At 59.7% G+C, this 14,369-nt stretch carries 12 protein-coding genes; 6 read left to right on the forward strand and 6 right to left on the reverse strand.

Annotated features, from left to right (window positions below; all coding sequences use genetic code 11):
• Window positions 1-250: 250 nt before the first annotated feature.
• The 3 genes from SB822_RS53195 to SB822_RS53205 are packed head-to-tail and all read right to left on the reverse strand — an operon-like array spanning window position 251 to window position 3,880.
• Complete coding sequence (locus SB822_RS53195) at window positions 251-1,354, reverse strand: hypothetical protein (protein WP_079488226.1); 1,104 nt, start codon at window positions 1,352-1,354, stop codon at window positions 251-253.
• The gene (locus SB822_RS53200) at window positions 1,341-2,594 is read right to left on the reverse strand and encodes an LssY C-terminal domain-containing protein (protein WP_094297780.1); all 1,254 of its coding nucleotides are present in this window, start codon (window positions 2,592-2,594) and stop codon (window positions 1,341-1,343) included. The genes SB822_RS53195 and SB822_RS53200 overlap by 14 nt, the downstream gene beginning before the upstream one ends.
• Window positions 2,591-3,880 (reverse strand): LssY C-terminal domain-containing protein, encoded by a 1,290-nt coding sequence (locus tag SB822_RS53205; protein ID WP_094297779.1) that lies wholly within the window; start codon window positions 3,878-3,880, stop codon window positions 2,591-2,593. Before SB822_RS53205 ends, SB822_RS53200 begins: the two co-directional genes overlap by 4 nt.
• Window positions 3,881-4,127: 247 nt before the next feature.
• Here SB822_RS53205 and SB822_RS53210 point away from each other — a divergent pair, with 247 nt between their 5' ends.
• The 6 genes from SB822_RS53210 to SB822_RS53235 all read left to right on the forward strand — a co-directional run bounded on the left by SB822_RS53210 (window position 4,128) and on the right by SB822_RS53235 (window position 11,169).
• A complete protein-coding gene (locus SB822_RS53210) occupies window positions 4,128-5,141 on the forward strand; it encodes a GlxA family transcriptional regulator (protein WP_410858591.1) in 1,014 nt (337 codons plus the stop codon).
• 159 nt (window positions 5,142-5,300) lie between these two features.
• On the forward strand, window positions 5,301-6,512 hold the full coding sequence (locus tag SB822_RS53215) for a M24 family metallopeptidase (RefSeq protein ID WP_410858592.1): 1,212 nt from the start codon (window positions 5,301-5,303) through the stop codon (window positions 6,510-6,512).
• 66 nt (window positions 6,513-6,578) lie between these two features.
• Window positions 6,579-7,835, forward strand: a complete 1,257-nt coding sequence (glyA, locus tag SB822_RS53220) for a serine hydroxymethyltransferase (RefSeq protein WP_410858593.1) — start codon at window positions 6,579-6,581, stop codon at window positions 7,833-7,835.
• Window positions 7,836-7,917: 82 nt separating this feature from the next.
• Window positions 7,918-8,292 (forward strand): cytosine permease, encoded by a 375-nt coding sequence (locus tag SB822_RS53225; protein ID WP_236674170.1) that lies wholly within the window; start codon window positions 7,918-7,920, stop codon window positions 8,290-8,292.
• A gap of 461 nt (window positions 8,293-8,753) precedes the next feature.
• A complete protein-coding gene (locus tag SB822_RS53230; RefSeq protein ID WP_009769563.1) occupies window positions 8,754-10,040 on the forward strand; it encodes an MFS transporter in 1,287 nt (428 codons plus the stop codon).
• A gap of 7 nt (window positions 10,041-10,047) precedes the next feature.
• Window positions 10,048-11,169 carry a GlxA family transcriptional regulator gene (locus SB822_RS53235; RefSeq protein WP_009769562.1) on the forward strand — a complete coding sequence of 374 codons (1,122 nt, stop codon included), beginning with the start codon at window positions 10,048-10,050 and terminating at the stop codon, window positions 11,167-11,169.
• A 103-nt stretch (window positions 11,170-11,272) separates the two neighbouring features.
• Here the strand turns inward: SB822_RS53235 and SB822_RS53240 are convergent, their stop codons facing one another.
• The 3 genes from SB822_RS53240 to SB822_RS53250 form a co-directional block, all read right to left on the reverse strand.
• Window positions 11,273-11,530 carry a hypothetical protein gene (locus SB822_RS53240; RefSeq protein ID WP_009769561.1) on the reverse strand — a complete coding sequence of 86 codons (258 nt, stop codon included), beginning with the start codon at window positions 11,528-11,530 and terminating at the stop codon, window positions 11,273-11,275.
• Window positions 11,531-11,972: 442 nt separating this feature from the next.
• Window positions 11,973-12,926 (reverse strand): transporter, encoded by a 954-nt coding sequence (locus tag SB822_RS53245; RefSeq protein ID WP_039901868.1) that lies wholly within the window; start codon window positions 12,924-12,926, stop codon window positions 11,973-11,975.
• Between the two features lie 122 nt (window positions 12,927-13,048).
• A partial coding sequence (locus SB822_RS53250; RefSeq protein ID WP_410858594.1) for a hypothetical protein occupies window positions 13,049-14,369 on the reverse strand: 1,321 nt, incomplete at its 5' end.

A 14,369-nucleotide genomic window follows, 5' to 3' on the forward strand; every position in this document is an offset into this window, starting at 1 on the left:
ACAGGACCGTGAAACGACTCCACGCCGATGATAGTGCGGATTGCCCGTGTGAAAGTAGGTAATCGTCAGGCTCCTTATGCAAACCAAGACCCCGCCCTCAAAAGCGGGGTCTTGGCGTTTGTAGCGCACGTTTTAACATCGTGCCACGACAGCGTGGCCGGGCCGCAAGGGCCGGCTTCGCGATATCCCCTCAGTTCCCTCTACCAAACCAGAATTCGTCGATGCCGACGAACGATGGTGACGTCTTCGTTCACTTCGAGTTCATCATCAGATCCTCTTCAACGAAGCGCAGAATCGTCTCTGTCAGCGCCTCACGCGGATAGGCATTTTGCGTGACGAACAACGAGCCGATGGTGGGATGCGTCCGGGCAATGGGCACGGCGAGCGCCCAGTGATCGGCGTTCACATATCCAAGAAGAGTACTTCCGGGTATTACCTGATCGTAGAAGATGACCTGACTATCGTTGCGTGAATCGACACGCGCGAGCTTGTCATAGCTCGATTTCAGAATCGATGAGATGCGTTCCGGCTGCGGAAACGTCACGAGCGAGTAGTAGCGCAGCTCGCCCGGAAGCGGATGCTGCGCGAGCCACGCCTTGCGCGTGGCGGGTCGCAGACTCTGCACCGCGCCCCCGTCGCCCGCTGTGCACGTCGCCCCTGGGAAGTGCCTCATCAGGTCGGCCTGATACTGCTCCGCGTCGTTAGCGAGCGGCGACCCGCCTATCGCGCCCGCTGCGCTGACTACGGCCGCCACGCGGCCGCGGATCTCCGGATAGGCCACCACCGCTTCGAGAATGTCGGGCGCGCCCTTCGAATAGCCGATCAGCACGACGCGTGGCGCGCCTTCAGGAGGCGGCATGGCCATGATAGCGTCGCGGATCTGCCGTGCGTTATTCGCCGAACCCGACAGCGCATCGACATCGATCAGCATTCCGTCATAGCCGGACTGGCGCAGATTCGCGACCACCGTGCCTTGCGTATTTAGCCAGGGTCTGAAGCAGTCGTACCCGATCCCTGATACGACAGCAGCGAGGAGGTGCCGTTGCGTTGGCTTCAGATCGACCGGCTTGCCGGTACCGGGCGGCTCAGCACCTACGCGCGTCAGAGCGTCGTCACAAGGCCGGTAGTCGGGTAGTGCGGTGCCGTGCGCTTCAAGGACGGCGCAATAGATCTCGCGGAAGTGCCCACGCATGTCCCGCACGCCGGCCTGCGATGCCGGAACCAGTACAAGCGGAGGTGTATCGGCCGAGTACGGGAGGAGCGGCTTCGTCGCGCATGCACCGAGCAGGAGAGCGGCGCACGCAACCATCATTGCCGCTGCCGGGCGAGCGAAGGTCAGGTCATTTGGATGCATCGCCCGTTTCCCTGCGCTGGATCGCCTCGCGCTGCTCAAGGTACGGCACCCAGTCGATAAGCTGCACATCCGAGAAGCTGAGCGGCCGCGTCGCAAAGAACATCACTGCACGCAAACCATCCGTATAGTAGCTTGCGTTGTCGAGCGTGGTCCGCGGTTGCGTCTTCGTTGCCTCGCCGACACCGTACACGAAACCAAGCTTGTCGAGACCGCCCGAGTACATCAGGTCCTGGATCAGGAAGTTCCGCGCTTCGTCGACGTTGCCGTGCAGGATGAGGTGTGTCTCGCCGCGCGGCGCAAAGCGTCCACCAACGGGGCGGCCGACTTGCGCGACATAGACCGGTTGTCCCTGAAAGCGGATCGGCGTAAGCCATACGCGTATCCATGTGGCGGGCGCGCCTCCCTGCGCCTGCTTGCGCCCGACGGCGTCAGCTTCCCGCCCGAAGACTCTCTCCACGGCGTCGGACCCGCGCAAGTCGCGTCGATAGTTGCGTCGAACCATCGCCGCCCCGATGTCGGTAAGCTGGCCGACCAGGACCGCGTTCAGCGGATCGGCGTTGACGGTGCCATCCGCGTTGGTGGCGCAGCATGGCAGGCGTTCCAGTGCGGCGCGCAGCGACGCGAGATCCGGGCAGTCGGTGATCGCAGTCTCGGGATACGCGAAGGAAAGCTGATCGTATTGTGGGACTGACGTGCCGCCTGGCACGGGCGCAAAGAGCGTGAACGGGATCAGCGTTTGACTACCGAACAGATCGATATTGACGAGCTTGGTCCGGCGATCTGGGTTCGTGAACAGAATGCCGCTGCGCGTCTCTCCCGGCGGTATTGGGTTTTTGAAGCCGAGGCTGCTGAAGTAGTCGTCGATCCGCGTATTCGTTGCGCCGCCGAGCAGCGTATGAAACGGCCACGCGACTTCATGCGGCGAGAAGTAGTCCGGATCCGTACCCGAGCGCAGCAGCCATAGCGCCTGCGACGTCCCATTCTGCACTTCGACCCAAACAGACTGCACATGCGTTTTTTCGATATCGACACCGAACATGCGCACGCTGTCTTCACTGCCCAGCACGGTCGCGCTCACGCGCACATTGTGATGGGTGGCGCTCACGGCGCGCGTGCGCAATGGTCCCTCGTCAACATGCTGCGGGGCCTGCCATGTCGAACAGCCCGCGATTGCAAGCCCGAGGCTCGCCGTGAACACCACGCGCTTCAACGCACGACGTAAGGGGCGCACGACGCTCATCGTTTCCCTCCGGACGATGTCTCCCTGAACGCGTCATCGGTGACCCAGGGGAATAGCTCGATCTCCGCAAGCGATCTCGGCGCATGGTCGAATACGAGCACCTCGCGATACCCGTCCGTGTAGTACGGATCGGTTGTCAGGTTTTCGCGCGGCGCGCTCTCCGGCGCAGCACCCACGCCCGAGACGAGACCGAGCTTCACGAGGCTCTGCGAATAGGCCATGTCTTCCGTCAGGGCGGTGCGCGCCTCGTCCACGTCAGGGTCGATCTTGTGGGTCGTGAGCGTCGGCGAATGAACGGTGAGGCGCACCCCAATGTCGCGGCTGATCTGGCCCACCCACACGGGTTTGCCGTGGTAGCGCATCGCGGCGAGCCAGAGCCGCAAATGGTTGCGCTGGTGGATGGTGTCACGTGCTTTTTGCAGCGCGAGATCCTGTGCGCGGCCGAACAGATAGAGATCGCTCACGGGCGCATTGACATAGGGTTCGCCGGAGAGCGCGGACGTCACCATCTTCCAGATCGCCCCCGACCACTTCTGCTCGGTCGGACTCCAGCCGCGCCGCACCAGCGCGGGAAAGGCGTCGTCGAGACCGCCCACGATTACCAGGTTGATGGGATCGCCATTCTTCGAGCCGTCCTTGTTGGTGACGCAGCATGGCAAGGCTTCGAGCGCAGAGCGGAAGGCGTCGTCATCCGTATAGTCCACAACAGAAACGTCCGGGTCAGCCGCTCGCTTGAAAACGTTGCTTGTCTTGTAGTCGGCCTGAAACCCGGGCACGACGGTGAGGATCGAGAACGTCTGCGCCCGCCCGCTCGCGACGAGGTCCACCTCGACCAGCTTTGCGCCCTCGCTGAGGTTGGTCAGCACGAAGCCGGAGGCCGTCTGCCCTGGCAGAACCGGGTTGCGGAAAGCGAGTGCGGTAAAGCGCTGGTCGAGTGCGCTGCGCTGTTGCTGCGTCGCGTCACTGTTGAACGCCTCTGCTGCTTCTGAAGGCGGAAAGAAGTTTGGATCGAGCCCTGGACTCATCAGGAAATAGCTGCGACGGTCGTTATTCTCGACTTCAATCCAGACGGGCTGAATTTTCCTTTTGGCGAGTTCAGCGTCGTACAGAGCCCTGCTTTCATCTGATGAAAGTACCGCTGTCGACACTCGCAGGTCGCCGTCTGCGCGTGAGACAGCGCGGTTTTGGTAATTGGGTTCAGCGGTCGTGGAAGGGGTTTCGGCGCAGCCAGGTATCAGGCAGGCCGCGAAAACCATCGTCAGCACTTGCAGCACGATGCGCTTCATTGGAGCACCTCACCACTGCGCGTCAGCGTAGATTTGAATTACCGTCCTTGGAGGTTTCGGATCTGCCTTCCGAAACGCAAGAAAATTATAGTGCGATGTATGGACTGCCAGCCACGTAAGTGACAGGACTGCAACTTCGCCGCAAAGGAACACTCGGTGATCCAGTCCCTCACCGGCGGCGGTCACCATCATATTGAACAGTCTGCGGCTATGATGCGTGCTTATTCCCCATCCCCGCTAACCGGCCATGTCGTCAACCCACGAAACTCGCCACGAAAGTCGCCTCGATGCAGGATTGCATGACTTGCGTGTCACGCGTTATGGGTTTCTGCTGCTGGACAACTTCTCATTGATCGCATTGGGCACCGCCGTGGATCCGCTGCGAATCGCGAACATGCTCATCGAACGGAAGGTCTACGAGTACCAGCTGATCGGCGCGAGCAACGAATACGTGTGTTCTAGCGACGGGATTCGCGTGATGCCCGACACGTCGATGGCGGAAGCCGGCAAGTTCGACGCCGTCTTCGTTGTCGGGCCCAATCCGATTCCGCGCAAGGGGATCGGCGCCGTGCTGGACTGGCTGCGCTTACATGAGCGCAGTGGGACCGCGCTGGGCGGCCTCGACACGGGCAGCTATTTTCTGGCACGAGCAGGTCTACTCAATGGATATCGATGCACGATTCACTGGGAAGACCAGGACGTGCTACTCGAGCAGTTCCCAAAACTCACGGTGTCGAACCGCCTGTATGAGGTAGACCGCGACCGCTATACGTGCAGCGGCGGCGTTGCGCCGCTCGATCTGATGATTCATCTGCTCGGCATGCCGCCCGGGAGCCATTCGCTCGCCGCGCGCGTGCTCGAACTGCTTATCGCCGAGCGGCGCAGTCATGAACAACGTCAGGTCACATCGCTGAGGCAGTACATCGGTGCCGAGCACGCGAAACTGGACGAAGCGCTGCAGGTCATGGAGAGCAATGTCGAGGAAACCCTTTCGGTGGCCGAGATTGCGGCGTTTCTGGAAGTCTCGCAGCGACAACTCGAACGCTGGTTTCAGGAGCGGCTAGGCAAGACGCCCGCGCAGGCATACCTGGAAATCCGCTTGTTGCGCGCGAGGCAGTTGCTCTACCGAACGGCAAAGTCCCTCGAAGAAGTGTGCGCACGCACGGGTTTCACGTCGCTGACGCATTTTGCGACCCGCTACAAGGCGCAGTTTCACATCTCGCCGATGGCAGACCGCAGGCGTTATCAAAAGGCGCTATAAGCCTCGAAATCCACCAGCGACGCGCGCTCCGCGCCCCGTTGTGGTTAACCCTCAATGTCGAAATAAGAGAGTCTGACGTCGTATCGGGAAATATTCTGAATTGCCACACTCCTAACATTCGCTCACTTCCACTGCATTTTTCACCGAGGAGTCGAGCGCATGAAACTGGAGAACCTGATCCGGATCGAGAACGGCGAGAAAGTGAAGCACACTTTCTCCGATGCCGAATATGAAGGCCGTCAAGGCAAGCTGCGTGAACTGATGGCGCGCGAGAACATCGACGCCGTGTTGTTCACCTCGTATCAAAACATCAACTATTACGCGGATTTTCTTTACTGCTCGTTTGGCCGCAAGTACGGGCTGGTCGTGACGGACAGGAAGGTCGTCTCGATCTCGGCGAATATCGACGGCGGACAGCCGTGGCGTCGTACCGTCGGCGATTACAACGTGGTCTATACCGACTGGCAGCGCGACAACTTCTTTCGTGCCGTGCAGGGCGAGATCGAGAACAAAGGCCGCGTGGGCGTCGAGTTTGATCAACTCCCCGTTGAAGTACTCGGCAAACTGAAGGCCGCGCTGCCGTCCGTCGAGTTCGTCGATATCAGCGCGCAGACCATGCGGATGCGCATGATCAAGTCGGCGGAAGAAATCGAAGTGATCAAGCACGGCGCGAATGTGTGCGACGTGGGTGGCGCGGCACTCGCGGCAGCCGTGCATGAAGGCGTGCCCGAGCACGAAGTGGCGCTGGCGTCGACGCAGGCAATGGTGCGCGAAATCGCGCGCCGCTTTCCCGATTCGGAATTGATGGATACGTGGACGTGGTTTCAGTCCGGCATCAATACCGATGGCGCACACAACCCGGTGACGACGCGCAAGGTGCAGAAGGGCGACATCCTGAGCCTGAACTGCTTTTCGATGATCGCCGGTTACTACACGGCACTCGAACGCACGATGTTCTTCGATCATTGCCCGGACGAGCATCTGCGGCTCTGGAAGGTCAATGTCGAGGTGCATGAAGCCGGGCTCAAACTCATCAAGCCGGGCGCGCGCTGCTGCGATATCGCGAATGAACTCAACAAGATCTACGCCGAATACGGGCTGCTCAAGTACCGCACGTTCGGCTACGGCCATTCATTCGGCGTGTTGTCCCACTACTACGGACGCGAAGCCGGCCTCGAATTGCGCGAAGACATCGATACGGTGCTGGAGCCGAACATGGTTGTCTCAATGGAGCCGATGATCATGCTGCCGGAAGGCCTGCCGGGCGCGGGCGGCTACCGCGAGCACGACATTCTCGTGATCGGCGAGAAAGGCGCGACCAACATCACCGGTTTTCCGTATGGGCCGGACCACAACATCATCGGGGCTTAAGGGCCGACAGCACGAAGGCCTGCGGCATACGCCGCAGGCGATCAAACATGGCAGGAGGCTTCACCGATGTTTTCAAAAGAACAGACGATCGCAGGCTTCGATCCCGAACTGTCGAATGCGATGCTGCTCGAGCGGCAACGGCAGGAAGATCATATCGAGCTGATCGCATCGGAAAACTACACGAGCCCGCGCGTGCTCGAAGCACAGGGTTCGGTGCTGACCAACAAGTACGCGGAAGGCTATCCCGGCAAGCGTTATTACGGCGGGTGCGAGCATGTGGATGTGGTCGAGTCGCTCGCGATCGAACGGGCTCGACAGCTTTTCGGTGCAGCGTATGCGAACGTTCAGCCGCATAGCGGCTCGCAGGCCAACGCAGCCGTGTATCTGGCCTTGCTCGCACCGGGCGACATCATTCTCGGCATGAGCCTCGCGCACGGCGGTCATCTGACGCACGGTGCGAAAGTGTCGTTTTCGGGCAAGGTGTTCAATGCGGTGCAATACGGCGTCGATGCATCAACCGGGTTGATCGATTACGACGAAGTCGAACGGCTCGCGCTCGAACATCGGCCGAAGATGATCGTTGCGGGTTTTTCGGCGTACTCGCGTGTGCTCGACTTTGCACGCTTTCGTGAGATTGCCGATCGTATCGGTGCGTATCTTTTCGTCGATATGGCGCACGTAGCGGGCCTTGTTGCCGCCGGCCTTTATCCGAATCCCATTCCGTTCGCGGATGTCGTGACGACGACCACGCACAAGACGTTGCGCGGTCCGCGTGGCGGCCTGATTCTCGCGCGCGCAAATGAAGCGATCGAAAAGAAGCTCAACTCAATGGTCTTTCCGGGCACGCAAGGCGGCCCGCTGATGCACGTGATCGCGGCGAAAGCGGTCGCTTTCCGGGAAGCACTCGGAGCGGAGTTCATTGCCTATCAGAAGCAGACATTGGCCAATGCGCGCGCGATGGTGGCCGTTTTCATCGAACGTGGCTATAAGATCGTATCGGGCGGCACCGACGATCATCTGTTCCTGGTGGACCTGATCGACAAAGGCATCACGGGCAAGGACGCGGACGCCGCGCTCGGCCGCGCGCATATCACCGTGAACAAGAACGCGGTGCCGAACGATCCACAATCGCCATTCGTGACGAGCGGCATCCGTATCGGCACGCCTGCACTAACCACGCGTGGTTTCGATCAGAACGATGCGAAGCTCACGGCATCACTCGTATGCGATGTGCTCGATCATCTGGGTGACGCGCAGACGGAAGCCCGCGCACGCGAGCAGGTTGCGCAGCTTTGCGCGCGATTGCCGGTATATGACCGTTGATGATTTGACTGCGACGCCGACACATCGACATATCGCGATGAATAGAACCTGCTAACGAGGGGCACTCGAATCGCTGCTGAAAATGGGCGGCTTTCACAGTCACGGCGTGGTGTGGGTCTCGCTTGCGATCATTCTGGCCGCGGAGATCGTGCTCGCGATCTTCGGTCACGCCACGATCATTGCGGCGGAAAAATGGATCGCGGTAGTGCTCGCGGTCCTGTTTGCGGGACTCGCCTCATTCGTGTTGCCGCATACTAGCGTCGCAATCGCGTCGCAGGTCAATCATGGTGGCGGCTCGTTCAGCACGTGGTTGATCGCAATGGGGATCGTGTTTTCTTACCCGATCGGCTGGGCCAATTTCGCATCGGACTACAGCCGCTATTTTCCGGCGGAAACGAGCGCGAAGAAGATCGTGCTCGCGGCGGGCGGCGGCCAGTTCGTCGCGCTGGTGTTCTGACGGGCGGTATCGCGTACTTCCTGCTCGCGCGCCGACATCCGCTCTTTCACACCTCGTCGTCTGGGGACCGCCTGCAAGGCGACGTGCATTCCAGCTCGATCTGATAGTTATCGGCCAAGGTTGCCCGCTGCATTCGCCGACGTTGCAAAACGTCAGCGGATACAGCGGGTTTTTTGCATTCTGATGACGGCTGGATCAGGTATACCCTCGATGTCGAAAACAGAAAGTACTGCGTCGATACCGGAAATGTTCGTTGATATTGGACTCCTACCATGCACTCAAGCAGGCTCGTTCGATTGAGGTTCGATTGAAAGAGCCGAAGCACTGCGTGAGCGCAAGTTGCCGCCCGCGCACCGTCATCGCATCATCAGATCTGGAGAGAGTCAATGAACACGAGAAGATCCTTGTCGGGCGATCCCGCGAACAGCGTCATCGCGCCCTCAGGAGCAGGTGACAGTTCCATGAACGAATCGGTCGACCCCAAACTGCTCAGGCGCGCGGCATGCGCGAGCTTTATCGGCAACTTCGTCGAATGGTTCGATTACGCGTCGTACGGCTATCTCGCGACGATCATTGCCGTCGTGTTCTTCCCGAAGACGGACGGCAGCACGGGACTGCTGGCGGCATACGGCGTGTTCGCCATTTCGTTCATCGTGCGGCCGATTGGGGGCATTGTCTGGGGCCACTTCGGCGACAAGATCGGCCGGCGGACATCGTTGTCGCTGTCCATTCTGATCATGTCGTGCTCGACTTTCCTCATTGCGCTATTGCCGACCTACGCACAGGTCGGGATGCTCGCGCCCGTCCTGCTTCTGCTGGTACGCGTAATTCAGGGCTTTTCGGCCTCGGGCGAATACGCGGGCGCTTCGGCGTTCCTCGCCGAATACGCGCCGGCTAACCGGCGTGGCGTCTATACGAGCATCGTACCGGCGAGCACGGCGGCAGGTCTGCTGTTCGGCTCGATTCTCATCGCTGTATTGCATGCCGTGCTGAGCAGCGAGCAGCTGCATTCGTTCGGATGGCGTTTGCCGTTTCTGCTGGCGGCACCGTTTGGTCTGATCGGCCGGTACATCCGCGTGAAACTGGAGGACACGCCGCGTTTCAAGGCGCTTGAGCAAGACCATCACGTTGCGCGCGCGCCGATTGCCGAACTGCTGGGCAAGCATCGGATGAAGATGCTGATCGCGTTCGGCGTGACGTGCCTGAATGCCGTCGCTTTCTATCTGGTGTTGAGCTATATGCCGACTTATCTGTCGACGGAATTGGGCATGGACGAGACGGCATCGTTCATCGCCGCGACGATCTCGCTGACGGCTTACATCGGCCTGGTGTTCGTGATGGGGGCACTGTCGGACCGCATAGGACGCAAGTCGATGCTGATCGGTGCGTCGATCCTGTTCGCGGTGTTGACCGTGCCGCTCTTCAAGGGGCTGGCAGGCGCGAGCTTCATGATGATCGTCGCGATCCAGATCGCCTTCGGCGCATTGCTGACGATGAACGATGGCACGCTGCCGTGCTTCCTGTCGGAGATCTTTCCGACACGGGTGCGCTATAGCGGCTTCGCTTTCTGCTTCAACGCAGCGAATGCGCTATTCGGCGGCACGGCCCCGCTTGTCGCGACATGGCTGATCGGCGCGACGGGCAACAAGCTTGCGCCAGCGTGGTATCTGGTCGGCGCGGCAGGTATCGCGTTGATCGCGATGATCTTCAGCCGCGAGACTTCGCGAGCACCGTTAGCCGATGAGTGAACCGGCCATGGGCGAGACAGCCGGTTCATTCGAGGTCGAGGCGCGGACAAAGGCGTCCCGAACCGATCTTGAATTCCGTGACAGAAGGCCGCCCGTGCAGTTCGGAATCGTCCTTCTGCCGAATTTCACGCTGACAGCATTTTCCGGCTTTGTGGATCTCTTGCGTCTTGCCAGCGACGATGCCGATTTCAGCAAGCCGGTGCGGTGTGCATGGACGATAGTCGGCGAAACGCTGACGCCAGTGAGGGCGAGTTGCGGCATTCAGGTCCAGCCGTGGCAGACCTTCGACGAAGCAGGGCGCTTCGACTATGTGGTCGTGATCGGGGGCCTGCTGCATTCGGGACCGGGCGTTAGCGACGCCACGCTTCGGTTCATTCGCGGTGCCGCCGATGCGTCGTCCACGCTCGTGGGCATTTGCACCGGCGTGTTCGCGCTGTCGACCGCCGGTGTGATGGACGGACATCGCGTGTGTGTCAGCTGGTTTCACTATTGGGACTACATTGAACGCTTTCCGCATGTCGACGAAAGCCTGCTTGTCGCTGACCGGCTCTTCGCGATCGATGGGCGCCGCATCACGTGCTCGGGTGGGCGCGCTTCTATCGATGTGGCAGCGGCGATCCTGCAGCGGCATATCGATGTTGCGACCGTTCAGAAAGCGCTGCGTATCCTTCTCGTAGAAGACGCGCAGCGCCCGAGCGCGCCGCAACCGCACCCGCCCGGCACCGAGCCCGTGACGCATCCCCGGGTGAGGCGAGTCGTTCATCTGATGGAGCAGCACATTGGGCGACCGTTGAGCATGGAGGAACTGGCCGATCGGGTCGAGGTGTCGGTGCGCCAACTCCAACGGCTGTTCAAGACACAGACGGGTGAATCGCCCTTAGCCTACGCGCGTCGAATGCGACTGAAGACGGCAGCGTGGCTGTTGACGGACTCGGACCGGACGGTGGCGGATATCGCCGCAACCTGCGGCTTTTCGGATGCCTCTCACATGGGGCGTGAATTTCGGCGAGAGTACGGCGTCGCCCCGAACGTGTATCGCACCGCTCGGGGGAGCTTGCCGACAGGCGTATGTGGCGATGGGCGAACGCAAACGGCTCGCCGCAAACTGGCGAATTGTTCCGCGCTGTAGACGTTCGGGATGGGTGGCTGGCGCAGCGGGTGCAGCCATTGCCAACCGACGGCCACGGCCTCTCTGTCCAGCTACGCGTCCTTGAAGCTGGACTCAGCCACGGTCATTGCTTGACTTCGCCTGTCTTTCCGGCGGCGGAGGCGCCTTGCCGAGATAGCGCCTTCGATCGTTTATCCATCAGCGTTCCTTCCGCGTTTCCCGGCCCGCCTTGTTGCGCCTTGTCAGTGAGGCTCTTCACAGCGTCGCCGGACTGAACCTTCACCGCGTCGCTGGACGGCCCATCCCCCGGTTTCGTCTGAGCGTCGGCACCCGCCGAGGCGGCCAACAGTACGACCGCTGCAATTGTCAGAACTCTGCTCATTTCTGGCTCCGCTTATTTCCAGGTGTGACAGATACCGCGCACTCCTTGTGCCCGGCGACATCCGCTCGAACGCGCGGGGTCGATGGCCATATCGCAGGTGGGTTTTGTTAAACGCGACCTTAAAGTTTTTCAGATCGGTGCCGAAATAGCAGAGTGTCGACAGGAGGTGCAACGCCTCTCGCACTTTCTCCTCTCTCTGCGTCACGGGTCAAAAATGAATACGAAGAATTGTCGCGAGATGGCTGTTACAAGGATGGCGGAAAATATACCGAGCCAACGCCAGAGGAATAGCTGCGGCCGGGACGGGTATTCATCGTCAGTCGCCGAATGGATTGAAGAGACCGCTGGCGTTTGGCTGGCTGCAGTGTTCACGGTTATTGCAGGGGCTGGAACGATTCTCCAGGTCGTCGCATTCTTCCGCTAGTTCCCATCTGGAATTGGCCTATTCGAAGGTTGTACTCAACGACAACTGCACTGCGTTTCCGCTGGGTCTTGCATGAGCGGCAAATTCGTTGACCCACCGGAGATTCGCGGAAACGGGTGTTTTCCTGATCTTGCCAGCCCAGCCTACGATTGGACCCATGCCGACGGAATAGCCCTTAGCGCCACCGATCAGATCAGCGGTGGGACCGGTATCGTTGCCGAGCTGCTGAATCCACCCGCCGACGACGCCCACGCTCCATCCGCTCCTGAAGCGCTTGAGCGCCAGCACGTCGAGTACGCTCACCGCGGCATTGTGATAGTTTGTATCGCGATTCGTTGTATAGAACTCGACGCCGTAGTTGACGGTCAGCTCGACGTTGTTCTTCGGAAATATCTTCGTATAGGCAATAGTGGGCGTAAATGTCCAGGTGTTCTGACCGGCATTGGCGAGACGATTGGGATTGTAAGCGCCCGTCGGTGCGTAGATTTGCAGGCTCAGCGCAGTGTAGTCGGTTGGCGAGAGACGATATCCGGCAATGACGGGTGCGAAGAAGATATCGGCGAACTGGGTACCATGATCGGGACGAAGAAGGCCGTTGAACGACGACGCATTGGAATATTGAACAGGCACACCAATGGATGAAGCAAAGTTCCATCCCGCCAGGTTGACACCCCATGTCTTCACCAGGTTGGCGATCGTGTAGACAACCTGATAATCCAGGCCGCCCGTTATCTGATTCCCTGTAGAGACTTTCTTGCTGGCGCTGAGCGATCCGTCGTAATAGATGGTCGCCCACGAAACGATCCACTCGCTGGTTGGGGGAACGATTCCGCCGTATGGCGTGACCTGTTGACCGGTTATGGGACGACCGACCCCCGTTTCAGTCGCCGACGAATTTTGGGGTATCCCGGCTACACAAAAGGTCGCCAGCAGACTTTTGGTCACATGTCGAATGAAGCGACGCTTATGCATGGTGTTGTCTTACGATTCTGCTTAGGTTTTGCGAATGGCCGAAAGGCGCAGACAGGCGGCGAGCATGAGCCGACCCCGGACGGTTCCAGAGATCGGCCCATCACTCAGGTTCGGTGAGGCGATCAGGTTCTTGCTGGATCTTTCAGATGCACGCGAACCGGGCCGCCCACGCTATTGAAGATGAGGTCGCCGTTCGGCGCGTACTGGATAATTGCGTAAGCGCCGTTGCCGAGATTGTCTTTACCAAACTCGACACGCTGTACGGTTTTGCCTGTGTTCCAGTCAAGACCTGTCAACTCCCAGCCAGTCTTTTTGTAATAGCCATTCACAAAGACGATACCCGACGCTGAACTGACGCTCGGTACCATGCTGATCGAAATCACATCGCTTCTCGTCCAGACCGAATGCCACCGATGTGTCTTCGCGTCCCATTCGAAACGCTCGGTACCGTGCCCCGGCTGGTTGACGGGGCCAAGCGCCAGTACGTCGACAAGCTTGTCCTTCTCGCCGGATTCCGAAATGTTGTTGACCACAAAGGCGCCATAGCCATTCACGACCACCGACTGTTCGGTCTGAATGAATTTTGGCAGCGGCGTCAATCCGGCCGTCACGGCGATTTGGCCTGCTATGCGATTCGACTTCGCTCCAGCTGGTGTTTTCCAGCCGGTCGGGATTTCATTGCGCCAGAACGCGACCAGATGCATGCGATTCGCGCCGTCGGTGATCACGACGAGCTGGTCCTGATCCCGTCCGAATCCCATCAGCGTAGGCGTGGACCCTGTGCCATTGCCAAGCTTGATGGTTGGGGGCTGATCGCCGGTGTCGTACGGCGATGTCCAGGCGCCATCCACAGGATCATCGGAGAGTTTCGTGCCTGTCCAGACCAGCTTGTGCATGATCTTGTTCGAGGCGATGTAGATGCCATTCTGATCGTCGATCGCAAATGAGTTAGTCACGACCTCACCCGGTGCGAGACGCATCGTTTGGGCTTTGCCTTCAAGTGAGCGGTCAAGAACACTCACAGTGAAATTGGACGCGACGACGAGCTTTCCGTCATAGGTGATGCCCGTGCCCACGAGGTACGCGTCCGGACCGATAATCGAACGCATGTTGATGGTCTTGATGCCCTTTATCCCTGCGGAAGGGTTCTTTTCGTCGACCAGGCTGAATTTCGTCAAGAAGCCGTCGGCAGTGTTGTAGTACACATCGTTATTCGTATCGACAACCGAATAGACACCATTGACCGCGCGCGTCCAGTCGAGGCCATAGATATCAGTGACCGCTTTTCGCACTTGCGCAACATTGGTGAAATGCTGACCCAGAACCCTGTCGTGCAACTGCGCAGAGATGATTTTCTGGTCTGGAGCGGCGTTGTTGCATAAATCGGTGTACCGCGCGCCGATCTGACGTTTACGCGCAACGGTAGTGACGGCACCCCTGTTA

Source organism: Paraburkholderia sp. SIMBA_054, assembly GCF_046534875.1.
Classification (GTDB): domain Bacteria; phylum Pseudomonadota; class Gammaproteobacteria; order Burkholderiales; family Burkholderiaceae; genus Paraburkholderia; species Paraburkholderia hospita.

What these genes read in the sequence shown, in the direction of transcription:
- SB822_RS53195 (WP_079488226.1), bottom strand. Translation starts at nt 1,354, where the DNA reads ATGCATCCAAATGACCTGACCTTCGCTCGCCCGGCAGCGGCAATGATG.
- SB822_RS53215 (WP_410858592.1), top strand. Translation starts at nt 5,301, where the DNA reads ATGAAACTGGAGAACCTGATCCGGATCGAGAACGGCGAGAAAGTGAAG.
- SB822_RS53245 (WP_039901868.1), bottom strand. Translation starts at nt 12,926, where the DNA reads ATGCATAAGCGTCGCTTCATTCGACATGTGACCAAAAGTCTGCTGGCG.
- SB822_RS53240 (WP_009769561.1), bottom strand. Translation starts at nt 11,530, where the DNA reads ATGAGCAGAGTTCTGACAATTGCAGCGGTCGTACTGTTGGCCGCCTCG.
- SB822_RS53205 (WP_094297779.1), bottom strand. Translation starts at nt 3,880, where the DNA reads ATGAAGCGCATCGTGCTGCAAGTGCTGACGATGGTTTTCGCGGCCTGC.
- SB822_RS53235 (WP_009769562.1), top strand. Translation starts at nt 10,048, where the DNA reads ATGGGCGAGACAGCCGGTTCATTCGAGGTCGAGGCGCGGACAAAGGCG.
- SB822_RS53210 (WP_410858591.1), top strand. Translation starts at nt 4,128, where the DNA reads ATGTCGTCAACCCACGAAACTCGCCACGAAAGTCGCCTCGATGCAGGA.
- SB822_RS53230 (WP_009769563.1), top strand. Translation starts at nt 8,754, where the DNA reads ATGAACGAATCGGTCGACCCCAAACTGCTCAGGCGCGCGGCATGCGCG.
- SB822_RS53200 (WP_094297780.1), bottom strand. Translation starts at nt 2,594, where the DNA reads ATGAGCGTCGTGCGCCCCTTACGTCGTGCGTTGAAGCGCGTGGTGTTC.
- SB822_RS53225 (WP_236674170.1), top strand. Translation starts at nt 7,918, where the DNA reads ATGGGCGGCTTTCACAGTCACGGCGTGGTGTGGGTCTCGCTTGCGATC.
- glyA (WP_410858593.1), top strand. Translation starts at nt 6,579, where the DNA reads ATGTTTTCAAAAGAACAGACGATCGCAGGCTTCGATCCCGAACTGTCG.